Genomic DNA, 23,505 nt, shown 5'->3' with positions numbered 1-23,505 from the left:
ACAGTGATACTATTTTTAAATGATATTGTAAACAAATTCTCTTAGAGGTATTTTGTCTACAACCTGATGATCTTTTAGTATGATGACATAAGCTCATTTAGCCTATGTTAACTGCTGTGACTGCATTTTAAAGTAAGGATGATATGACATATAATAAGATCTCATCATGATAACTAAAAAAACTTAGGCCCTTTAAAAAGGACCTAAGTTAGAGTAATGTCGCTAACTGCTTCTAGACAGTTGTTTGGAATGAAATTTCAATCAAGTTATTCGTATGTAGGGTCTTGGATTGCCCAGGAATAACGATAGCAGGGTCAATTTTACGTTTCATGAAAAATTCACGAATCACTTCAAGTTCATCTTCCTTGATGGCACGGTATTTATTTGAAATTAGTAGTTCATAATGTTTTGGTGCTTGGGTAAAAATGACATCTGTATTTCCTGCTGAATAAACCTCAACTAAACGAGCATCTGTATTCTGCAGCTGATTTCTGACGAGTTCTGGGTGACTACTAGTCGTGTTGATGAGTCTCATAAATGTCCTCCTGAATATCCTATACCTATTATAGCACTATTTAAAAGAGTTAGTTAGTAGAATGATGCTTTTTTTTGCCATTGCTCAACACCCCATTTATGACTTCCGCGTTTTAATTTAGAGATAGCTTCTTCAGTAGAAAACCAAGCCAAAGTGTTGAAATCTTCTAAGGGTTGAGAAACTTCTTGAAACGCAGTCACTTCATAAAGATAGGCTGGATGATAGAAATGGGTATCACGATGGCGAGAGTAGAAGTATTCATCAGCTTGACCATAGTAAGAACCAATCTGAGCAGTAAATCCTAGTTCTTCCAATAACTCACGTTCTAAGGCCTGAGCATGCTTTTCACCAGCCTCAATTTCACCACCAGGTAAAAACCAAGCGCCATTAGGAGCTTGCACGAGAATCACTTTGGTGCGTTCTTGATTAGGAATGATGGCATAAACACCATAACGTGCCACATAGTTTTCATGTTCACTATAGTTACCGAATGTTGGAATTGTCATCGTATCCCTCCTTTTTCTTATTATACTAAATTTTGAGCCATTATTCTTATAAAAATGTTTTCTTTTGACTAGTTCACGAAAAAAAGAGAGTTTCAATGAGAAAACTCTCTTTTAGGTTTAGTTCTCGTCGGTCTGATCTTGTTTAGCTGTTACCGTTTCATCTTTTTTGGCAGCTTTAATCATAACATTACCGTTACTTGTCATTATGGCACGCAAGTCCTTTTCAGTTGGATGTTCCAAATAGTAGTCCGTAATCGCATCTTCGATATAATCTTGGATGGTACGACGGAGCGGTCGAGCACCCATTTTAGGATCATAGCCTAAATCTACTAATTTTTCTTTGACTTTTTGCGTCACATCAAGGTGAATCCCATTATAGCCTAAGCGCTTATTAACATCTTCCAGCATTAAATCAACGATATGCAAGAGGTTATCTTTGCTCAAGGCCTTAAATTCAATAATACCATCGAAACGGTTCATGAACTCTGGGCTGAAGAAGTTACTTAATTCACCAAGGACAGAACTTGTTCGTCCTTCTCTAGCTGCACCAAATCCAACAGAAGCTTCACTTTTACCTGTTCCGGCATTAGAGGTCATGATAATAATAGTATCCTTGAAGCTGACTGTTCGTCCTTGACCATCTGTTAAACGGCCATCATCAAGAACTTGTAAAAACATGTGCATGACGTCAGGATGAGCCTTTTCCACTTCATCTAAGAGAATAAGTGAATATGGATTGCGGCGAACTTGTTCCGTTAACTGGCCAGCTTCTTCATAGCCCACATAACCAGGAGGAGCCCCGACTAATTTAGCAACGGCATGTTTTTCCATGTATTCGGACATGTCAAAGCGAATCATATTGTCAGCAGAGCCAAAGAGTTCAATAGCTAGTTGCTTAGACAATTCTGTTTTACCAACACCTGTTGGCCCAACGAATAGGAAAGAACCAATAGGACGATTTGGAGTTCCTAATCCCACACGGTTCCGGCGAATGGCCTTGGCAATTTTGTCAACGGCATCATCTTGGCCAATCACGTGAGCTTTCAAATCATTAGCCAAATTAACGAGTTGAGATTGTTCTTTTTCTTTCAAATCGCCAACTGGAATATTAGTTTTTTGTTCAATGATGGCTTCAATGGTTTTTTCAGTAATGATAGGAATATCCTGTTCGTCGACTTTTTGAGCTTGCATTTCCTTGTATTTCGCAATTTGATCTCGGAAATAGGCTGCTCGTTCGTAATCTTCGTCACGAGTTGCTTGAGCCTTGAGGTTTTCTGCTTCAATCAGACGTTTGTCAATCTCTTTAGGGTCAACAAAATTAAGGGTTAAATTCATTTTTGAACCAGCTTCGTCCAGAAGGTCAATGGCCTTATCAGGGAGGAATCGGTCTTGAATGTAGCGATTGGATAAGTGTGCAGCAGCCTCGATAGCTGCTGGGCTATATTTGACATGATGATAGTCTTCATATTTGGGCTGGATACCTTTTAAGATGGTAATGGTTTCTTCTACAGAAGGTTCGTCAACTTTCACCGGCTGCATCCGCCGCTCCAAGGCAGCATCTTTTTCAATAATACGGTATTCATTTAAGGTAGTAGCACCAACGAGTTGCAACTCACCACGGGCCAAGGCTGGTTTTAAAATATTGCCAGCATCCATATTGCCATCTCCAGCAGAACCAGCACCTACAATTTCATGAATTTCATCAATAAAGAGAATCACATCTTTGCGTTGACGAATTTCTTCCATTAATTTTTGCATGCGTTCTTCGAATTGACCACGGATACCTGTGCCCTGAACAAGACTAACCACATCTAGACGAATCACTTGCTTACCTTGCAATTTGTGAGGTACTGTGCCATCTACAATTTTCTGGGCTAGACCTTCTACAACAGCTGTTTTACCAACTCCTGGTTCCCCAATAAGCACAGGGTTATTTTTAGTCCGACGGTTAAGGATTTCGATGACACGTGTAATCTCGTCATCTCGACCGATGACAGGGTCAATATCACCATGTCTTGCAATATCTGTAACATTAATCCCAAATTCTTCTAACAAGCCCTTTACTTGCTGATTTTGTGTTTGTGGCTGAGTGGGACGTTGCCCATTGAAATGACCACCATGGCGTCCTCCTCCGTTGCCATTTTGGCCTGCTTGTGTAGGCGGGGTATTCGGAAGGTTACCAAAGGCTCTAAAATTATTTAAATCACCAAAAAAGTCATCAAAGAAGGGGGTGGATGAGCGTTCTTGGGCTCTTTGACCTCCATTTAGACCACCTAAAATAGGATTAGTAGGGTCAGTCTTCATGATTTGATAACAGTTTTGACAAAGGTCAACTTGTTTTTGTTTTCCATTAACATTCGTGTAGAGGTGGATGGTTGATTCGTTTAAATTACAATTTTGACAAAGCATAATATACCTCCAAGGGTTTATCTAAAAGTCAAAGTCATTTAGTCAAAAATGGTCAAACTTTATACTCATATTATAGCACCACTGTTTTGGAAATCAAGTAAAAAGCTTAGGATGTTAGCACTGTCAGGGAGAGAGTGATAATTGTTCTTATCATCCCTGCTATTTTTCAAAAGGTTAAGAGGTAGGAGGCACAAAAGGCTAAAAATGGGAAAATGTGAAGAAAAATGCTACTTTTCTTGTTTGTTTGGCGCGAATTGTGTTAAAATAATAGGGATAAAAAACGAATAGGAGAAACGAAATGGAATCACATTTGGTGAGAATCATCAATCGTTTGGAATTGATGGTAACAGATGGCGGTAATCTCAAGCGAAATTTTGAACGTGATGGTGTTGTTGTAGCAGAAGTTGCCTTTTCAAATGACCCTGAAAACGGACCAGTTTTCACATTGCGTGATATCGAAGCGCGTGAGTCATATTCCTTTGATAGTATTGACTTGATTGCAATGGAAATCTACGATTTATTATATTAAGCTGAATATCATAAAGAGACTTGCCTGAGGCAGGTTTTTTTGTTGCTAAAAAAGTATTGTATTAATATTCATCAAATGGTATAATTATCTTTATTGTTGTGACCTTAGGACTTATAAGGAGATATAGATGGATTTATCATTTTTGCCCAAATACTGGGCCTACTTTAACTATGGTGTTCTCGTCACCATTATGATTTCGGCTAGTGTCGTCTTTTTTGGAACCATTATTGGGGTTTTGGTAACACTAATCAAACGTACTCAAATAAAGCCTTTGACTTGGCTAGTCAATACTTATGTGTGGATTTTTCGTGGGACACCAATGGTTGTTCAAATTATGATTGCCTTTGCTTGGATGCATTTTAATCAAATGCCAACTATCGGTTTTGGCGTTTTGAATTTAGATTTTTCAAGATTACTTCCTGGTATTATTATCATCTCGTTAAATAGCGGTGCTTACATTTCAGAAATTGTTAGAGCGGGTATTGAAGCTGTTCCAAAAGGGCAACTTGAAGCAGCCTATTCACTAGGTATCCGCCCTCGAAATGCCATGCGCTATGTGATTTTGCCTCAAGCCTTTAAAAATATTCTTCCTGCTTTAGGCAATGAATTTATCACGATCATTAAAGATAGTGCTCTCTTGCAAACTATTGGTGTTATGGAACTTTGGAATGGCGCTCAGTCAGTAGCAACAGCTACCTATTCTCCAATTGCTCCTTTACTAGTTGCTGCTTTTTACTATTTAATGGTCACGACAGTGCTATCACAATTATTGGCAGTCTTAGAGCGTCGTATGGCACAAGGAGGTAATCATTAATGACGGAACCTATTATTGCAATAAAAGCGTTACACAAATATTATGGGCAAAACGAGGTGCTTAAAGGAATTGATTTAAACATTATGCCAGGAGAAGTCGTGGTGATTATTGGCCCTTCTGGTTCTGGAAAATCAACTTTACTTCGCACCATGAACCTTCTTGAGGTTCCTACGAAAGGTCAGATAACGTTTGAAGGCATTGACATTACAGATAAAAGAAATGACATTTTTACAATGCGTGAAAAAATGGGAATGGTATTTCAACAATTTAATCTTTTCCCTAATATGACCGTTTTAGACAATATTACCTTGTCACCTATTAAAACGAAAGGCATTTCTAAAGCAGAAGCTGACAAAACGGCTTTGGCACTGTTAGATAAAGTTGGATTGTCAGAAAAAGCCAAGGCTTACCCATCTAGTCTATCTGGGGGACAGCAGCAGCGAATTGCGATTGCGCGTGGCCTAGCCATGGATCCAGACGTCTTACTATTTGACGAGCCTACTTCAGCCTTGGATCCCGAAATGGTGGGTGAGGTTTTGGCTGTCATGCAGGATTTGGCTAAATCCGGGATGACGATGGTCATTGTCACCCATGAAATGGGCTTTGCTAAAGAAGTCGCAGACCGTGTGATTTTTATGGATGGTGGCGTTATTGTGGAAGAAGGAAGTCCAAACCAACTTTTTGATCTGACTAAAGAAGAACGTACAAAAGATTTTTTAAGTAAAGTTCTCTAACAATCAAATTACCTCTTGTTAAACTTGAGTCTATGCAGACTCAAGTTTTTTTGATGACAACTCTTTAGGAATTGCTATTGCCATTTCTTTTTTAGAATCATTATTATATGAGATTAAAAAGACAAAAAACTTAAAGTACCTTGTAGTGGGAAGAACAGAGTATGTTATAATGGACACTGTAATTAAAAGGAGAGCTTATGGTGAAATTATCTCAGGTAAGAAGTGGCATCGCCTATCAGGTACTTAGCATAGCATTACCTCAAGACCATCAAAGGCATATGGCTCATCTTGGTATCAAGAAGGGAAGCCAAGTCAAGGTCATGTCGCAGACGAAGCAAAATGCAATTTTGATGATTAAAACAAGTCGTCTGGCCTTTGATAAGAGTCTTTTAGATGCTATTGAGGTCAGTGAAGTTAATGAAGGAGGGCAAACACTTCCTTTATCAGAATTAGAAATCATGGAAGTGGCTATTGTCGAAGCTATTTATGCGAGCAAGGAAACGAAGCGGCGTTTAATGGATATGGGCTAACGAAGGGAACTCGTTTTCAGTTACGTAAGCGAGCGCCTTTAGGTGACCCCCTAGAAATTAGTCTGAGGGGGTATGAGCTAAGTTTACGTCAGTCGGAAGCTCAATTAATTGCTGTACGGCAGCTAGAAGATGAGGACATGTCATGACAAAAATGGCCTTGATTGGTAATCCTAACAGTGGAAAAACGAGTCTTTTTAACCTCTTAACAGGAACTAATCAGCGGGTAGGAAATTGGCCTGGTGTTACGGTTGATCGTAAAAGTGGCTTCTTAAAGTCAAATAAGACAATTGAGATTCAAGATCTCCCTGGTGTTTACTCAATGTCACCCTATAGTCCAGAAGAACAGGTTGCAAGAGACTACCTGCTTAGCCAAGATGCTCAAGCTATTATTAATGTGGTAGACGGTACTCATTTGGAGCGGAACCTCTACTTGACCACACAACTGATGGAAATTGGCCTGCCTTTGGTTATGGCGCTCAACATGTCTGATGTGTTAGAAGCTAGTCAAAAACAGATTAATCTGGATAAGCTAAGTTACCAACTGGGTTTCCCCATTGTAGCAACCAGTGCTTTAAAAAACATAGGGCTTAACCAGCTAATTAGCAGTTGCCAAAAGGAAATAGCATATCCTAAGGAAACACCTTATTTTCCGATTTATGATAATCGATTGGAAGCGGCACTAGCTCAAATTATGGAAGTGTTGCAGGGAGTTGATTTAGGAATGGCCTGGCGATATTATAGTCTTAAATTATTTGAGCGAGACCCTTTAGTTCAGCAAGCGTTAGCTTTGGAGGATGCTCTTGCCAAAGAAATTGAAATGATTATTAAGATCACTGAAGATATTTTTGGGGAGGATGCTGAATCTATTGTTATTAATGAGCGCTATGCATATATTGAACAAGTTTGTCACATGGCTCAGATTGAAACTAATGATTTGGAATGGCGATGTTCAGATCAAATTGATCGCATTGTCACCAATCGATTTTTAGCCCTCCCCATTTTTGCTTCAGCCATGTTTTTGGTCTATTTTTTAGCTATTCAAACGGTGGGAACCATGGGAACGGATTGGGTCAATGATGTTTTATTTGGCGACTACTTTCCGAATGCAGCCAGCACAGCCTTAGATTATCTAAAGGTTGAAGCCTGGTTACAATCTCTCATTATTGATGGGATTCTTGCAGGGATTGGTGCTGTTATAGGATTTGTTCCTCAAATTTTTGTTCTTTTTATCTGCCTAGGCATTTTAGAAGATATTGGCTATATGAGTCGGATTGCTTTTGTCATGGACCGTATTTTTAGACGATTTGGGCTTTCTGGCAAATCTTTTATTCCTATGCTCATTGCGACAGGTTGTGGTGTTCCGGCTATTATGGCCAGCCGCACTATTGAAAATGAGCGAGACCGGAAAATTACAATCATGACAGCTACTTTTATGCCTTGTTCTGCCAAGCTAGCGATTATTGCGCTAATTTCTGGAGCTTTTTTCCCTAATAATCCTTTCATTGCTCCGAGTGCTTACTTTGTGGGGATTGCTTCTATTATTTTATCTGGAATTGCTCTTAAAAAGACCAAGTTATTAGGCGGACAGGCTAGTCCCTTTATCATGGAATTGCCAGCCTACCATTTACCTAATATGTTAACGGTGACGCATTATGCCTTTGGGAAGGCGTGGAGTTTTGTCAAACGAGCCGGTACCATTATTTTTTCATTGACGATTTTAATCTGGTTTTTGTCAACTTATAATGGCTATTTGCAGGTTGTTGAAACAGACCACAGCATGCTAGCTGACTTTGGTCGCCTCTTTGCTTGGCTCTTTAAACCGTTAGGATTTGGCAATTGGAAAGCAACCGTGGCAGCTCTTACTGGTTTATTGACCAAAGAAACCGTTGTGGCTACCTTCGGTATCTTATATCATCAGGCAGATGCGACGGAAACCAGCGGGGCCCTCTGGGCTAGCCTTCAAATGGATTATATTGCCTTAGCTGCCTATTCATTTTTGCTGTTTAATTTGTTGTATGCGCCTTGCTTTGCAGCCATCGGTGCTATTAAACGTGAAATGAATAGCGTCAGGTGGTCACTATTAGCCATCGGTTTTCAGACAGGTCTGGCTTATCTTCTCAGTTTTATCCTTTATCAGGTGGGGTTGGTCTTTATGGGGCAAGAAGTCACTTTCTGGACGATTTTGGCAGGACTCGAGATAGTTGCTCTCTTATATGCTATTTTGAGAAAACCAGCATTTGTGTCTGATCAAGTTATTACCATGAGCAACCTTGAGCGTATTAGTCAGGAGGAAAAAAACTAATGTCAACTCTTATTTTAGCAGCTGTGATCGGTATTCTTGTTGTCCTACCCCTTACCCATTATTATAAACAAAAGGGCTCTTGTGGGGACTGTCAGTGTTCTTGTCCTATCAAGGAAGATATGGAAAAACCTCAACAAATAAAAAATAACGCTTTAGAAAAGTCATGTTTTAGTGGCTCACCTCATCATACTTGTTAAAAGCCTTTGGTTCATATGGACTGAAGGCTTTTCGATATGCAGCTATTAAGGTTTTTGAGAGGCGATTGCTTTCGTTTTCTGTTACAATAAGAAAAAGTGACAGTGCACGTGAGACCTAACAAAGAACGAGAAAGGAATAAGATATGGTTTCCGTAATGTGGTTTCGTAGAGACTTAAGAATAGAAGACCAAAAAGCTTTAGCTCGTGCTATTGCCAGTCAGTCTCCAACTTTATGTGTGTTTCAATTTAATCAAGAGCAACTCAGTCAGCCTCCAAGTCGAAATCAGTCAGCTGTTGTAGCAAGTGTTTTGGCATTTAAAGAGGAGTTGAAAGAAAAAGGGATTGATCTCTATGTGATGAATGGTGATTTAATCACTTGTTTTGAGCAGTTAGCCCAACAGTTAGACCAGTGGACGGATGTGTATTTCAATTATGATGAGTCAGGGTTTGGTCGCAGGCGAGACCAACAAGCAGCGCAATGGTTTAGAGCAAAAAAGATTAATATTCATGCTTACCAGGATCATTATTTGCATGGTAGTCAAGAAATAAAGAACCAGTCAGGGGAGTATTATAAGGTCTTTACACCATACTATCGCGTCTGGCAATGCCTTCCTAAAGAAACGCCAGTTGTTGTTGATTTATCTCGGGGAAATTGGTTAAGTCTGAAAACACCTCAAGCAACTTTGGAGCTGATTGAAACGTTAAAAGACACAACTTTTAATGATGTGATGACTGTTAAAGAAGCCAAGGAAAGGCTAAATCATTTTGTGGACAATCAACTAGCTGACTATGATACAACGAGAGATTTTCCATCCCGGTGTGGGACAAGCTTCTTATCGCCTTATTTAAGATTAGGAATGGTTAGTATACGGACAGTCTATCAAGCTGTTAGCCAAGCACCTGCTAGTTCCGGACAAGCAGTTTTCCTCAAAGAATTAGCTTGGCGTGATTTTTACCATATGGTCTATGTGGCCAACCCTAATCAGAAAAAGCTAGCTATACAAGAAGCTTTTCGTCATTTAGAATGGGACGAGAACCCAGCAGCTTTCAAGGCATGGAAAGAAGGACAAACAGGCTATCCTATTATTGATGCAGCTATGAAACAATTACGAGCGACGGGGTGGATGCATAATCGCTTACGCATGGTAGTAGCCTCCTTTTTAACCAAGGATTTGCAGATTGATTGGCGTTTGGGGGAAGCTTATTTTCAAGAACAGTTGATTGATTATGATGCTGCAAGTAATATTGGTGGTTGGCAGTGGGCTGCCTCCGTTGGAACGGATGCGGTTCCTTATTTTAGGATTTTTAATCCGGTCACTCAAGGCAAACGATTTGATCCAGATGGTGACTTCATAAGGTCTTACCTGCCTAGCTTGGTTAGCGTTCCTCAAAAGTACCTTTATGAGCCTTGGAAAATGCCAGAGGCTCTACAAGAAAGTATTGCTTGTATTATTGGGAAAGATTATCCTCATCCTCTAGTGGATCATGCAGAGCAACGCAAACGAGCGATTGCTAGGTATGAATGGGCGAAGGAAAAAGCGCAAATGCAAGAGGAGAGGCTTCATTAAAATGGCTGTCACTTGCATTTTTTAACATAAATTAATTTAAAAAATAAGTTGACTTAATCGGCGTTATTTGTTACTATTCAGTTAGTTTTCTTTAAAGGATATGCCTGACGATAGAATAACTTTTATTATGTGATTTTAGAATAGGAAATGTCATATGACTTACAAAGAGGTTTATCAAGAGTGGTTAACAAATGATGCGCTCAGTGAAGACATCAAGAAAGATTTAGTAGCAATTCAAGATAATGAGACTGAGATTCAAGATCGGTTTTACAAGACACTTGAATTTGGGACAGCAGGGCTAAGAGGCAAGCTTGGTGCAGGAACCAATCGTATGAATACTTATATGGTTGGAAAAGCTGCCCAAGCTTTAGCCAATACCATCATTGATCATGGTACTGAGGCAGTTGCAAGAGGAATTGCTGTTAGCTATGATGTGCGTTATCAGTCTCAAGAATTTGCAGAGTTAACGTGCTCTATTATGGCGGCGAATGGTATCAGGGCTTATATTTATAAGGGCATTAGACCAACACCCATGTGTTCCTATGCTATTCGTGCCTTGGGTTGTGTCTCAGGAGTCATGATTACCGCTAGTCATAATCCACAAGCCTATAACGGTTACAAGGCTTATTGGCAAGAAGGGTCTCAAATTCTAGATGATATTGCAGACCAGATTGCAGGCCATATGGCTGAGTTAACTGATTATCAATCCATTAAGCAAATGCCTTTCAAGGAAGCCTTAGCGAGCGGTCTTGTTAGCTATATTGATGATAGTGTTGAAGAAGCATACAAGCAAGAAGTGCTTGGTTTAGCCATTAACGATACGTCTATTGATAAGTCTGTTCGTGTGGTTTATACGCCACTTAGCGGCGTTGGGAATTTACCAGTGCGTGAAATCTTGAAACGTCGTGGTTTTGACAATGTTTATGTGGTGCCTGAACAAGAATTACCCGATCCTGACTTTACAACAGTTGGTTACCCTAACCCAGAAGTCCCTAAAGCTTTTGCCTATTCCGAAAAATTAGGCGAGGAAGTTGATGCCGATATTCTGATTGCGACTGACCCAGACTGTGATCGTGTGGCTTTAGAAGTGAAAAATTCAGCAGGAGAGTATGTCTTTTTAAATGGCAATAAAATCGGTGCGCTCTTGTCTTATTACATTTTTTCACAGCGTTCAGCCTTAGACAATTTGCCAGAGCATCCTGTTTTGGTCAAGTCTATTGTTACAGGTGATTTGTCACGGGCTATTGCGAGCCATTATGGAATTGAAACCGTTGAAACCTTGACTGGTTTTAAGAACATTTGTGGCAAGGCAAATGAATACGAAGTGACCAAGGCTAAAAACTATCTCTTTGGTTACGAGGAGAGTATTGGTTTTTGCTACGGAACCTTTGTTCGGGACAAAGACGCTGTTAGCGCCTCGATGATGGTTGTGGAGATGGCTGCCTATTATAAGGAAAGAGGCCAAACCTTACTGGATGTTTTAGAAACCATCTACACTACTTTTGGCTATTATAACGAACGACAGATTTCCTTGGAATTAGAGGGGATTGAAGGTCAAGAACGTATTGCTAGAATCATGAATGATTTTCGTCAATATCCTCTAAAAGCAGTGGCAGATTTAACTTTAAAAACGACGATTGACTTCAAAGAAGGTTATCAAGAATTTCCAAAACAAAACTGCCTCAAGTATTATTTTGATGAAGGGTCTTGGTATGCTCTTAGGCCGTCTGGAACAGAACCAAAAATCAAACTTTATCTCTACACCATTGGGCAAACACAAGCTGATAGTCTTGCTAAATTAGATGCTATTGAAGCAGCTTGTCGCAAGAAAATGGAACAGGTTCAGTGATTATCATGTCAATAAAAGAGGCTTTCAGAAAGCTTCTTTTTTGAATTAGGAGGCCATTTCGATAGGCTTTATGCTATGGCAAATAGACATGGAACCGGCCAAGATGATAAATAAGAGAACGCACCACTAATTTTCTGCTATAATAGAGAGATGAAAATGAAAGGGGAATTGGATGACTGAAATAATGGATGGGAAAGCCCTAGCTCAAAAAATGCAAAGCGAATTAACTATTAAGGCGCAGCAATTAAAACAGGAGAAGGGGATTGTACCAGGTTTAGTAGTTATCTTGGTTGGGGATAATCCTGCCAGTCAAGTGTATGTTCGCAACAAAGAACGCGCAGCTATTGCTGCTGGCTTCAAAAGCGAAACCGTTAGGTTGTCAGAATCTATTTGCCAGGAAGAATTGATTGGCGTCATTGAACGCTATAATGAAGATGACACGATTCATGGCATCTTGGTCCAATTACCCTTGCCAAATCACATTAATGATAAGAAAATTATCCTTGCTATTGATCCTAAAAAAGATGTGGATGGTTTTCACCCAATGAATACCGGTCACCTTTGGTCTGGTCGCCCCTTGATGGTTCCTTGCACACCGGCAGGTATTATGGAAATGTTACGCGAATACGAGGTGGACCTTGAAGGTAAGCATGCGGTGATTATCGGAAGATCTAACATTGTAGGCAAACCAATGGCTCAACTCTTGTTAGATAAGAATGCAACGGTAACGTTGACGCATTCTAGGACACGACATTTAGAAGACGTCTGCCGCCATGCGGATGTTTTAATTGTGGCCATTGGACAAGGTCATTTCGTGACGAAAGACTTTGTTAAAGAAGGGGCCGTTGTTATTGATGTTGGAATGAACCGTGATGATAATGGTAAACTTATTGGAGATGTGGCTTTTGATGAAGTTTCTCAAGTTGCCTCTAAAATTACCCCTGTTCCTGGGGGAGTCGGTCCGATGACGATTACCATGTTATTAGAACAAACTTACCAAGCAGCTTTACGGAGTGTGAGTCGATGATTAGTGACCATGATCTTGCGAGAAAAGTGATTTTACCAAGGCAAAAAGAAACTAATAAAGGCAATTACGGGCGCTTGCTTCTGATAGGGGGCTTAGCACCTTATGGTGGTGCTATTATTATGGCAGCTCTGGCAGCTTTAAACAGTGGAGTAGGTTTAATCACTGTTGCGACTGATCAATCAAATATCTCAGCCTTGCATAGCCATTTACCAGAAGCAATGGCATTTTCAGTGGATGACAGGGACTTGTTGCTAAGACAACTTGAAGTGGCAGATTTAGTCCTTATTGGTCCAGGGCTTTCTGAAAATAGCAAAGCACAAAGATTATTTGAATGGGTCGTGTCTCATATCAAAGGTCATCAACTCTTGTTAGTTGATGGCTCTGCTTTAACGATTGCTGCTCAAAAAAACTATTTCTTTCAAGATTTGACGTCACCAATTATCCTTACTCCCCACCAGAAAGAGTGGGAACGCCTTTCTGGATTAGCCATTGACCAACAGACGGTGCCCAACACTCAAAAATTCTTGCAGCAATTTCCTCAAGGTACGATTTTGGTGGCTAAAAGTTCAGCAACTAAACTCTATCAAGATGATAAGATTTATGAGCTAACTGTTGGAGGGCCATATCAAGCAACTGGTGGTATGGGGGATACTTTGGCAGGTATGATTGCGGCAATGGCTGTTCAGTTTAAGCGGGTTGATTTGTTTGATAGGGTAGCCTGTGCGGCCTATCTTCACTCAGCCATTGCTGATGCATTAGCTCAAGAAGCTTATGTGGTCTTACCAACAGCTATTAGCCAGGAAATTCCAAAATGGATGAAAGCATTCAGCGAAGAAAATGAGTAGTGCTGATAAAGGGTTTAGAATAGAGTAAGAGAGGAGCCGAAAGAGGCTCCTTTTTCTGGTTTTCTGCTCACTATTTATTCAGAAAAATGGTATAATTGCATTAGTATGCAAAGGGACTATGTCAGGTCCAACTAAGTGAAAGGTGGCTTGATGGCAGATTATTTAACCGTCACTCATTTGACGAAATATTTAAAATTAAAATTTGACCGTGACCCTTATTTGGAACGGGTTTATCTGACTGGTCAAGTGTCCAATTTTCGAAAACGACCGACTCATCAATATTTTTCCTTAAAAGATGAAAGTGCTGTGATTCAAGCCACCATGTGGGCAGGAGTCTATAAAAAACTAGGATTTGACCTAGAAGAAGGCATGAAAATTAATGTGATTGGGCGAGTCCAACTTTATGAACCGAGTGGTTCCTATTCTATCGTGATTGAAAAGGCAGAGCCAGACGGCATAGGTGCCTTGGCTTTGCAGTTTGAACAATTAAAGAAAAAATTAACTGCAGAAGGTTATTTTGAGCAAAAACACAAGCAGCCCTTACCTCAGTTTGTGTCAAAAATTGGGGTCATTACAAGTCCAAGTGGCGCTGTGATTCGAGATATTATCACAACCGTTTCACGGCGTTTTCCAGGGGTTGAGATTTTATTATTCCCAACTAAAGTACAAGGTGATGGAGCCGCCCAAGAAGTAGTGGCGAATATTCGAAGAGCCAACCAAAGAGAGGATTTGGACTTGCTCATTGTTGGCCGTGGAGGTGGCTCGATAGAAGACCTTTGGGCTTTCAACGAGGAAATAATGGTTCAGGCTATCTTTGAATCGAAACTTCCAGTGATTTCGAGTGTGGGTCATGAAACTGATACAACCCTGGCGGATTTTGTGGCAGACCGCAGAGCAGCTACACCAACAGCAGCAGCAGAGTTAGCAACGCCTATTACAAAAACAGAACTTATGTCTTGGATAGTAGAGCGGCAAAATCGTTCCTATCAGGCCTGCTTAAGACGGATTAAGCAGCGGCAAGAGTGGGTGGATAAACTATCACAATCTGTTATTTTTAGGCAGCCAGAACGATTATATGATGCCTACTTGCAAAAAATTGATCGCCTTAGCATGACCCTGATGAATACGATGAAAGATCGTCTGAGTTCCGCCAAAGAAAACAAGGTTCAGTTGGATCATGCCTTGGCTAATAGTCAATTACAGACAAAAATCGAGCGGTACCAAGACCGTGTTGCTACCGCTAAGCGTTTACTGATGGCTAATATGACAAATCAGTACGATAGCCAGCTGGCCCGATTTGAAAAAGCACAGGATGCTTTGCTATCACTGGACACTGGCCGAATTATTGCGCGTGGTTATGCGTTGATTGAAAAAAATCAAGAACTGGTAGCCTCTGTAAGTCAGATAACAAAGGGTGATCAGTTAACCATTAAGATGCGTGATGGACAATTAGATGTAGAGGTAAAAGATGTCAAAAACGAAAACATTTGAAGAAAATTTACAAGATTTAGAGACTATTGTGAACAAACTTGAAAATGGGGATGTGCCCTTAGAAGAAGCCATTTCAGAATTTCAAAAAGGAATGCTTCTCTCAAAAGAACTTCAAAGGACCTTACAAGCGGCAGAAAAAACACTCGTCAAAGTGATGCAAGCTGATGGCACAGAAGTAGATATGGATGATTAATGGACAAATTAGCTAGAATTGACGAAGCCATTCGTCGCTACTATAAGACGACTAGTAACGGTGTATCTGAAGAGTTGATTGATGCCATCTTGTATTCTGTTGACAGTGGTGGCAAGCGCATTCGCCCACTTATCTTATTAGAGATGATTGAGGGATTTGGGGTATCGTTACAGAATGCTCATTTTGATTTGGCTGCAGCTCTTGAAATGATTCATACAGGAAGTCTGATTCACGATGATTTGCCAGCCATGGATAATGATGATTACCGACGTGGCAGACTGACCAATCACAAACAATTTGGAGAAGCCACGGCCATTTTGGCGGGAGACAGCTTATTTTTAGACCCCTTTGGGTTAATAGCTCAAGCTGAATTAAATAGTGAGGTTAAAGTAGCCTTAATCCAAGAACTTTCCCTAGCTTCAGGAACTTTTGGTATGGTTGGTGGTCAGATGCTAGATATGAAAGGGGAAAATCAAGCTTTGAGTCTCCCTCAGTTGTCACTGATTCACCTCAATAAAACCGGAAAATTATTAGCTTTTCCTTTTAAAGCAGCAGCTCTTGTAACAGAACAGACTATTACTGTTCGTCAACAACTAGAGCAGGCGGGAATGCTCATCGGACACGCCTTTCAGATTAGGGATGATATTTTAGACGTGACAGCTAGCTTTGAAGATCTTGGAAAAACACCTAAAAAGGACTTATTCGCAGAAAAAGCTACTTACCCAAGTTTACTGGGGTTAGAAGCCTCTTACCAACTGTTGACAGAGAGTTTAGATCAGGCTTTGACGATTTTTCAGACACTAGAAAGCGATGTAGGCTTTAAGCCTCAAACGATTACAAAACTGATAGAAGGGTTACGACTTAATGCCTAAAGAAAGAGTAGATGTGTTAGCCTATAAGCAAGGATTATTTGAGACCAGAGAGCAAGCTAAGCGCGGTGTTATGGCAGGGTTAGTGGTCTCTGTGATTAATGGCCAACGCTATGACAAGCCAGGTGACAAAATTGACGATGGGACTGAGTTAAAACTTAAAGGCGAAAAACTCAAATACGTCAGTCGTGGTGGATTAAAACTGGAAAAGGGGCTGCATGTTTTTGGTGTATCGGTTGCTAATCAAATTGGGATTGATATTGGCGCTTCAACAGGTGGATTTACGGATGTTATGTTACAAGATGGGGCCAAATTAGTCTATGCTGTCGACGTTGGGACCAATCAGTTGGTATGGAAACTCAGACAAGATCCACGAGTGAGAAGTATGGAACAGTATAATTTTCGTTATGCTCAGCTAGAGGACTTTAGTGAGGGACAGCCTGTATTTGCCAGTATTGATGTGTCCTTCATTTCTCTCAGATTGATTTTGCCAGCCCTGCATAACGTTTTGTCAGATCAGGGACAGGTTATCGCTCTCATTAAACCGCAATTTGAAGCTGGGCGCGAGCAGATTGGTAAAAAAGGCATCGTCAAAGACAAACAGATTCATGAAAAAGTGATTCAAAAGGTCATGGATTTTGCCTTAGATTACGGATTTACAGTTAAGGGACTTGATTTTTCCCCTATTCAGGGTGGTCATGGCAATATCGAATTTTTAGCTCATCTTGTTAAGTCACAGACATCTGAAACGTTAGCCCCGCATCTGATTCAGGAAGTTGTTGCCAAGGCACATAAGGAGTTTGAGAAACATGAAAAAGAGTGAACGACTTGAATTAATCAAAAAAATGGTTTTGACGCATCCAATTGAGACGCAACATGACCTCTTAAAATTGCTGGCAGAGCATGGGTTAGAATTGACCCAGGCTACTATTTCAAGAGACATGAATGAAATTGGCATTGTTAAAATTCCTTCTGGCAGTGGTCGCTATGTCTACGGTCTCTCTCAAGATAGTCGTAAAAAGATTATCCAAGGACCACGTTCTATTAAAAGTACCATTTTGGCTATTTCGGACCCTACAGCAGGACTTGAGCAACATCTTTATTTAAAAGTAGTTCCTGGGAATAGCAAACTCATAAAACGTTACTTGTTAACTGATTTTCCAGAAGCTATTTTTAGTCTTATTGCAGATGATGACAGTTTACTTTTGATTGCTAAATCAGCAGCAGATGCCGATAAGATTCGTCAGGAAGTCTTGCTCTGGATGCAGAGGCAAACTTAGAAGAACAGGGAGAAAGTGATGCTATTAGAAATTTCCATTAAAAATTTTGCCATTATTGAGGAAATCTCTCTGAATTTTGAAAATGGCATGACAGTTTTGACGGGTGAAACAGGAGCTGGAAAGTCCATTATTATTGATGCCATGACTATGATGCTTGGTGCGCGTGCTAGTACAGAAGTGATTCGCCACGGCGCTAATAAGGCAGAAATTGAAGGCTTTTTTTCCGTAGATGCCAATCCGGCACTGGTTGCATATTTAGAAGCCTCTGGAATTGCAATGGAAGAAGATTTGGTAATCCGTCGAGATATTTTTGAAAATGGCAGAAGCGTGAGCCGTATTAATGGTCAGATGGTTAACTTAGCGACCTTAAAAGAGGTCGGGCAGTTTTTGGTAGATATTCATGGGCAACATGACCAAGAAGAATTAATGAGACCACAGCTCCACCAGCAAATTTTGGATGCTTTTGGTGATAAGGCTTTTGAGCAATTGAAAGAGCACTATCAGCTTATTTTTGATCGCTATAAAAGCTTGCGTCGACAGGTTATTGATAAACAAAAAAATGAAAAAGAACATAAAGATCGTATCGACATGTTGGCTTTTCAGATAGCGGAGATTGAAACTGCAGCTTTGCATCGAGGAGAAGATGAGCGACTAGGTCAAGAACGTGATCGTTTGTTAAATCATAAGAAAATTGCTGATACCTTAACCAATGCTTATATCATGCTAGATAATGAAGATTTTTCAAGCCTATCCAATATTCGCTCTAGCATGAATGACTTGCTATCAATTGAGCAGTTTGATTCTGAGTACAAGGGGATGTCGACTTCGATTTCTGAAGCCTATTATATTCTTGAAGAAGTGAGCAAGCAATTATCAGATACCATTGACCAACTGGATTTTGATGGTGGGCGATTACAGGAAATTGAATTTCGCTTGGATACACTCAATAGCTTAACCCGTAAATACGGTGGCGATGTGAATGATGTGCTTGACTACTACGATAATATCGTTAAAGAATACCAGCTATTAACAGGCGATGAGTTGTCTTCAGGGGACCTAGAGGCAGAATTGAAAAGCTTAGAAAAACAATTGGTTGCTGCTGCTTCGGAGTTAAGTGTCTCTCGCCATCAATTGGCGGAGCAACTAGAAACTGATATCAAAGCTGAACTTAAGGAACTTTATATGGAAAAAGCAGACTTCAAAGTTCACTTTACCACATCAAAATTCAATCGTGATGGTAATGAAAGCTTAGAATTTTACATCTCCACTAATCCAGGTGAAGGATTCAAGCCCCTTGTCAAGGTGGCTTCGGGAGGTGAATTATCACGCTTGATGTTGGCCATCAAAGCAGCTATCTCTAAAAAAGAAGATAAAACGAGTATTGTTTTTGATGAAGTAGATACAGGTGTTTCTGGTCGAGTTGCTCAAGCCATTGCCCAAAAAATTTATAAAATTGGGCGACATGGGCAAGTTCTCGCTATTTCACACTTACCTCAAGTCATTGCCATTGCTGATTACCAGTATTTTATTTCTAAAGAGAGTAAAGAAGAATCCACCGTTTCGAAGGTAAGGTTGTTAACTTTTGAAGAACGTGTGGAAGAAATTGCCAGAATGCTTGCTGGTGCAGACATGACAGAAGCTGCTCTCACTCAGGCTCGTGAATTACTGGCCAAACATTAATAAACAGAAAAAACTGTGACTATTCAATAGAATAGTCTTTTGATGAGAAAGAGAAACCGTCAGATTAGTCTGTGGTTAGATTCTGGAGTCATAGCGCTCCGATGCCATCTAGCAGGACGTTTGGCGGTTTCTTTTTGCTCAACTGTCTTGACAAACCCCTGATAAATAGTAGAATATATAAGAGAATTTTAATCCAGGAGACATACATGTCTAATAAAAAATTGTATTTCGCAAGCATTGTGGTATTGGCTGTCCTAAGTTGCGGTTTTTCAACAGTGGGAGCAACTCAACAGTCAAGTAAGGATATGAAAGCAGACCGTCAAATAACTACTGACCAAGACACATCAATCTATGCGAAACCCGTGCCTCAAGAGCAGTCTGAATCAAAACAGGAAATACCAGATTTTCCATTAGCAGATGATTTTGAGGATGACCTTGAAGAGGATGAGGGTCACTACTTTGAAAGAGAAGATGAGCCATCCGCTGAAGATGAAGGGTTAGACAAGCCTAGTTTAGCAGAAGTCCCTGCTGGTGAAGCTGATACGCCTATGTTGATGAACGCTATCGCTGTTAGTCTTCCGTTTCTTGATGATCAGGAAAATAGTGATAAACCGACACCACACGTGAGAACAGCCCCAAGCCCAGATCTGCGTTATATGATAGCAAAGCGTCAATTGCTTGAAAAAATGGAAGCTTTGAATGCAGCGACTACAAAATTAGCATCTTTAGTGTCTAAAAAGTCTGATTTAACAACTCAGGTGTATTCTCATGGTGAAGTGTTTGGCGAAGTTTTAGCAGCCCAATATGAAAAGAAAAAGGTCGAACAAACCATTGATAGGAGAAGAGAAGCTAGTCAGCAAACGAATAAACCAAGTGTTATTATTGATGAGTTAGGACGCATTATTTCTTATATTAGGGATAACAGAAAAGATGTTCCCGTGCCCTATAACCGAAAAATTAGCTTCCTAGTGCGCAAGGAGAAGAAAGACTTACCAGTAACAGGAGATCAATCGTGGACCACTCTACCTTGGTTAGGGATGACTTGCCTAGGTTTTGCAACTCTTCTGGTGATTAAAAAAACTGAGCCCTCATCAATTGGCTGATAAGGCAGGTCTGAGAAGATAAGACATGGATAACACAACACAGGAGTCAGATTATTTAGATAAGGCTCCTGTTTTATATTGGTTTAAAACTCTGCGATCATCATATTTAAAAAACAAAACAGCTGGTTTGTTAACTTCTTAGTTAATAAATACTCAGAAGATACGTGACTAATTTTGATTTATTTACCAAGGAGTGATAAAATAAGAAGGTGAGAAACTAGTCTAGAATGGAAAAATACATGGGAACTATTAAAATTGTTGCAGATTCATCAATGACCATTGAACCAGAATTAGTTAAGGCATTGGACATTACTGTCGTGCCTCTATCCGTTATGATTGAGAGCAAATTATATTCTGATAATGACTTGAAAGAAGAAGGTTACTTTTTGAGCCTAATGAAGGCTAGTAAGTCTCTTCCCAAAACGAGTCAACCTCCGGTTGGTCTTTTTGCTGAAACTTATGAGAAGCTTGTTAAAGAAGGGGCAACCGACATTGTTGCCATCCACCTGTCCCCAGCTTTATCAGGAACTATCGAAGCATCACGTCAAGGAGCAGAAATTGCTGAAGCGCCAGTAACGGTTTTAGATTCTGGATTCACAGACCAAGCCTTGAAATTCCAAGTTGTTGCAGCAGCAAAGTTGGCACAAGTGGGTGCAAGCCTAGAAGATATTTTGGCTGCGGTTCAAGACATTAAGTCAAAAACAGAACTCTATATTGGGGTTTCAACGTTAGAAAACCTTGTCAAAGGGGGCCGAATCGGCCGTGTAACGGGAGTTCTTAGCTCACTTCTAAATGTTAGGGTGTTGATGGAACTTAAAAATGATGAACTCAAAACTCTTGTCAAAGGGAGAGGAAATAAAACCTTTACCAAATGGTTAGATGGCTATCTGGCTGATAACAGCCACCGTCCGATAGCTGAGGTAGCCATTTCTTATGCTGGAGAAGCTGATTTTGCCTTAATGCTAAAAGAAAAAATTGCAGCTCACTACACAGGATCTATTACGGTTTTAGAAACTGGCTCTATTATCCAGACGCATACGGGTGAGGGAGCCTTTGCGGTTATGGTTCGTTATGAATAATCGTCGATTTCTTAACGGTCTCCTTTTCTTTCTGGTCAGTTTAGGCCTGGCGTTTCTAATGCTCAATTTTCTTATCCCTAAATCAGATTCACGATTGAAAAAAAGTGATTTTCTAAAAAATGAGCAAATGGATATTCATTACGTTGCCATAGGAGATTCCTTGACTGAAGGCGTGGGAGACTTGACCAATCAAGGCGGTTTTGTTCCCTTATTAGCAAGTGATATGGGAGATTATCTAAAAGCTAACGTGATCTCTCAAAATTATGGCGTATCCGGTAATACCAGCCAGCAAATCCTTGATCGAATGACCAAAGAAAAAGACATTCGAAAAGCCTTAAAAAAAGCTGATGTGATGACCTTAACCGTTGGTGGTAACGATGTTATGGCTGTTATTCGAAACAATTTAGCTGACTTACAAGTGTCCAGTTTTAAAAAACCAGCTCGTCAGTATCAAGAGCGGTTGCGGAAGATTATTGATTTAGCAAAAAAAGATAATAAGGAACTACTCATTTTTGTTCTGGGGATTTATAATCCTTTCTACTTGAATTTTCCAGAATTAACCGATATGCAAAAAGTTATTGACGATTGGAACGATAAAACTAAGGACGTTCTTGATGATTACAAGCATGTTTATTTTGTTCCTATCAATGACCTCTTATATAAGGGGATTAATGGCCAAGACGGGATTGTTCAATCGTCAGGAGACCAAGCTACAATTGTTAACGATGCCTTGTTTACGGGAGACCATTTTCACCCCAATAATACTGGTTATCAAATCATGTCAGACGCAGTAATGGAGAAAATCAGAAAACATGGAAAAGAAATCACCCCTTAACTGGTGGAAATGGGGCTTCTTGCTTTTGTTGGCTTTCAATGTCGCCTTTTTATTAGTTATTGGAAGTCGTCTTATTCAAGTGAGAGAGCCTGAGTCAGATTTAATTGCTCAAAAAGCCACTAAAAATGTTAAAGTCGGTACGTTTACCACAAGCAGAGAACAACTGAATGAAACGGTGGCCAGCTACCTCAAGGACTATCAGTCTGAAAAGATGCATTACAAATTCTACTCCACCTCTTCTTCCATTTTATTCGAAGGAACCTACCAACTTCTAGGATATGAAGTCCCTTTATACATCTACTTTCAACCTCATCGTTTAGATAATGGAGCTGTTCAGCTACAGGTGATTTCTTTTTCAGTAGGAACCTTACCTTTACCTGAAAAAGATGTTCTGCAATATTTGAAGTCAAGCTACAAGTTGCCGAAGTTTGTGAAAGTGATGCCACAACAATCAGCTATTGTGGTCAATTTGCAAGAGGTTAAAAACGATGCGAGGGTCTATTTGAAGGCCAAGAAAATTGATTTGTTTAAGGATGAAATCAGCTTCGATATTTACAAGAAATAAGGCCAAATAACGTTAAATACTTGACCTAATCGCTTTTTTTAGATATGATAATATCTGTTAAAGCATTAAGCTTACTAATTATTTGGAGGATTTGTTAAATGGCTAACAAACAAGATTTAATCGCAAAAGTTGCAGAAGCAACTGAACTTACAAAAAAAGATTCAGCAGCAGCAGTTGATGCCGTATTTTCTGCAATCGAAGCTTTTCTTGCCGAAGGTGAGAAAGTACAATTAATCGGTTTTGGTAACTTCGAAGTCCGCGAACGTGCAGCTCGTAAAGGTCGTAACCCACAAACTGGTGCAGAAATCGAAATCGCAGCTTCAAAAGTTCCAGCCTTCAAAGCTGGTAAAGCTCTTAAAGACGCTGTTAAATAATTGCATAGATAAAAGCCCGTTGTATCAAGCATTATAGCCTGTGCAGTGGGCTTTTTTGTATATTTGGCTATGAAATTAGTAGTGTTTCATGGTGTCAGCTATCGTTGTGCTTCTTGCTATGGTTATGTGAATAACAGCTTAAAAAAGGTTCTGCGCATCACCTGAATTGTTATAGTAAAAAATTTTTGATA

22 protein-coding genes and 2 pseudogenes are annotated in these 23,505 nt (G+C 40.0%); 21 read left to right on the top strand and 3 right to left on the bottom strand.

All coding sequences use genetic code 11. The annotated features are described in order from the left end of the window. Positions 1 to 232: 232 nt before the first annotated feature. From DYD17_RS07735 to DYD17_RS07725, 3 genes are all read right to left on the bottom strand, one after another. Complete coding sequence (locus tag DYD17_RS07735; protein WP_003051842.1) at positions 233 to 535, bottom strand: DUF1827 family protein; 303 nt, start codon at positions 533 to 535, stop codon at positions 233 to 235. A gap of 53 nt (positions 536 to 588) precedes the next feature. Further along, complete coding sequence (locus DYD17_RS07730) at positions 589 to 1,041, bottom strand: NUDIX domain-containing protein (RefSeq protein WP_236593276.1); 453 nt, start codon at positions 1,039 to 1,041, stop codon at positions 589 to 591. A 117-nt stretch (positions 1,042 to 1,158) separates the two neighbouring features. Then, positions 1,159 to 3,450 carry an ATP-dependent Clp protease ATP-binding subunit gene (locus tag DYD17_RS07725; RefSeq protein ID WP_115253001.1) on the bottom strand — a complete coding sequence of 764 codons (2,292 nt, stop codon included), beginning with the start codon at positions 3,448 to 3,450 and terminating at the stop codon, positions 1,159 to 1,161. Positions 3,451 to 3,748: 298 nt separating this feature from the next. Here DYD17_RS07725 and DYD17_RS07720 point away from each other — a divergent pair, with 298 nt between their 5' ends. The 21 genes and pseudogenes from DYD17_RS07720 (at position 3,749) to DYD17_RS07620 (ending at position 23,314) form a co-directional block, all read left to right on the top strand. Then, complete coding sequence (locus DYD17_RS07720; protein ID WP_003051836.1) at positions 3,749 to 3,979, top strand: DUF1797 family protein; 231 nt, start codon at positions 3,749 to 3,751, stop codon at positions 3,977 to 3,979. Between the two features lie 127 nt (positions 3,980 to 4,106). Next, on the top strand, positions 4,107 to 4,793 hold the full coding sequence (locus tag DYD17_RS07715) for an amino acid ABC transporter permease (RefSeq protein WP_003051835.1): 687 nt from the start codon (positions 4,107 to 4,109) through the stop codon (positions 4,791 to 4,793). Then, positions 4,793 to 5,527: an amino acid ABC transporter ATP-binding protein gene (locus tag DYD17_RS07710; protein ID WP_115246232.1), complete on the top strand. Its 735-nt coding sequence runs from the start codon at positions 4,793 to 4,795 to the stop codon at positions 5,525 to 5,527. Before DYD17_RS07715 ends, DYD17_RS07710 begins: the two co-directional genes overlap by 1 nt. Before the next feature lie 197 nt (positions 5,528 to 5,724). Continuing rightward, positions 5,725 to 6,203: pseudogene (locus DYD17_RS07705) on the top strand (FeoA domain-containing protein). Then, positions 6,200 to 8,359, top strand: a complete 2,160-nt coding sequence (feoB, locus tag DYD17_RS07700) for a ferrous iron transport protein B (protein WP_115276446.1) — start codon at positions 6,200 to 6,202, stop codon at positions 8,357 to 8,359. Before DYD17_RS07705 ends, feoB begins: the two are co-directional and overlap by 4 nt. Next, positions 8,359 to 8,502, top strand: a pseudogene (locus DYD17_RS07695) (FeoB-associated Cys-rich membrane protein); the annotation flags it as partial. The gene feoB and the pseudogene DYD17_RS07695, both read left to right, overlap by 1 nt. A 197-nt stretch (positions 8,503 to 8,699) precedes the next feature. Beyond that, positions 8,700 to 10,124 carry a cryptochrome/photolyase family protein gene (locus DYD17_RS07690; protein ID WP_115252998.1) on the top strand — a complete coding sequence of 475 codons (1,425 nt, stop codon included), beginning with the start codon at positions 8,700 to 8,702 and terminating at the stop codon, positions 10,122 to 10,124. Between the two features lie 154 nt (positions 10,125 to 10,278). Beyond that, a complete protein-coding gene (locus DYD17_RS07685; RefSeq protein WP_115252997.1) occupies positions 10,279 to 11,973 on the top strand; it encodes a phospho-sugar mutase in 1,695 nt (564 codons plus the stop codon). Positions 11,974 to 12,145: 172 nt separating this feature from the next. Continuing rightward, the gene (locus DYD17_RS07680) at positions 12,146 to 13,000 is read left to right on the top strand and encodes a bifunctional methylenetetrahydrofolate dehydrogenase/methenyltetrahydrofolate cyclohydrolase (RefSeq protein WP_003051816.1); all 855 of its coding nucleotides are present in this window, start codon (positions 12,146 to 12,148) and stop codon (positions 12,998 to 13,000) included. Then, on the top strand, positions 12,997 to 13,845 hold the full coding sequence (locus DYD17_RS07675) for an NAD(P)H-hydrate dehydratase (protein ID WP_115252996.1): 849 nt from the start codon (positions 12,997 to 12,999) through the stop codon (positions 13,843 to 13,845). The genes DYD17_RS07680 and DYD17_RS07675 overlap by 4 nt, the downstream gene beginning before the upstream one ends. Positions 13,846 to 13,995: 150 nt before the next feature. Further along, positions 13,996 to 15,336 carry an exodeoxyribonuclease VII large subunit gene (xseA, locus tag DYD17_RS07670; RefSeq protein ID WP_115252995.1) on the top strand — a complete coding sequence of 447 codons (1,341 nt, stop codon included), beginning with the start codon at positions 13,996 to 13,998 and terminating at the stop codon, positions 15,334 to 15,336. After that, the gene (locus tag DYD17_RS07665) at positions 15,314 to 15,529 is read left to right on the top strand and encodes an exodeoxyribonuclease VII small subunit (protein WP_003051811.1); all 216 of its coding nucleotides are present in this window, start codon (positions 15,314 to 15,316) and stop codon (positions 15,527 to 15,529) included. Before xseA ends, DYD17_RS07665 begins: the two co-directional genes overlap by 23 nt. Then, positions 15,529 to 16,401, top strand: coding sequence for a polyprenyl synthetase family protein (locus tag DYD17_RS07660; protein ID WP_115252994.1), 873 nt, complete (start codon positions 15,529 to 15,531; stop codon positions 16,399 to 16,401). Before DYD17_RS07665 ends, DYD17_RS07660 begins: the two co-directional genes overlap by 1 nt. Next, entirely contained in the window at positions 16,394 to 17,221 is an 828-nt protein-coding gene (locus tag DYD17_RS07655; protein ID WP_115252993.1) for a TlyA family RNA methyltransferase, read from the top strand. Before DYD17_RS07660 ends, DYD17_RS07655 begins: the two co-directional genes overlap by 8 nt. Further along, positions 17,208 to 17,678: an arginine repressor gene (locus DYD17_RS07650; RefSeq protein WP_115252992.1), complete on the top strand. Its 471-nt coding sequence runs from the start codon at positions 17,208 to 17,210 to the stop codon at positions 17,676 to 17,678. Before DYD17_RS07655 ends, DYD17_RS07650 begins: the two co-directional genes overlap by 14 nt. A gap of 18 nt (positions 17,679 to 17,696) precedes the next feature. Beyond that, the gene (gene recN, locus DYD17_RS07645; RefSeq protein WP_115252991.1) at positions 17,697 to 19,358 is read left to right on the top strand and encodes a DNA repair protein RecN; all 1,662 of its coding nucleotides are present in this window, start codon (positions 17,697 to 17,699) and stop codon (positions 19,356 to 19,358) included. A 206-nt stretch (positions 19,359 to 19,564) separates the two neighbouring features. Then, positions 19,565 to 20,461 (top strand): LPXTG cell wall anchor domain-containing protein, encoded by an 897-nt coding sequence (locus DYD17_RS07640; protein ID WP_003051802.1) that lies wholly within the window; start codon positions 19,565 to 19,567, stop codon positions 20,459 to 20,461. Positions 20,462 to 20,700: 239 nt separating this feature from the next. Further along, the gene (locus tag DYD17_RS07635) at positions 20,701 to 21,540 is read left to right on the top strand and encodes a DegV family protein (RefSeq protein ID WP_003051798.1); all 840 of its coding nucleotides are present in this window, start codon (positions 20,701 to 20,703) and stop codon (positions 21,538 to 21,540) included. Next, complete coding sequence (locus DYD17_RS07630; protein ID WP_003051796.1) at positions 21,533 to 22,375, top strand: SGNH/GDSL hydrolase family protein; 843 nt, start codon at positions 21,533 to 21,535, stop codon at positions 22,373 to 22,375. Before DYD17_RS07635 ends, DYD17_RS07630 begins: the two co-directional genes overlap by 8 nt. Continuing rightward, positions 22,353 to 22,940 (top strand): YpmS family protein, encoded by a 588-nt coding sequence (locus tag DYD17_RS07625; RefSeq protein WP_003051794.1) that lies wholly within the window; start codon positions 22,353 to 22,355, stop codon positions 22,938 to 22,940. Before DYD17_RS07630 ends, DYD17_RS07625 begins: the two co-directional genes overlap by 23 nt. A 98-nt stretch (positions 22,941 to 23,038) precedes the next feature. After that, on the top strand, positions 23,039 to 23,314 hold the full coding sequence (locus DYD17_RS07620; protein WP_003044261.1) for an HU family DNA-binding protein: 276 nt from the start codon (positions 23,039 to 23,041) through the stop codon (positions 23,312 to 23,314). Positions 23,315 to 23,505: the final 191 nt, after the last annotated feature.

This window comes from Streptococcus dysgalactiae subsp. dysgalactiae, assembly GCF_900459225.1.
Classification (GTDB): Bacteria; Bacillota; Bacilli; order Lactobacillales; family Streptococcaceae; genus Streptococcus; species Streptococcus dysgalactiae.
The sequence above is the reverse complement of the archived record's forward strand: the minus strand, read 5'-3'. Positions and strand labels throughout refer to the sequence as shown.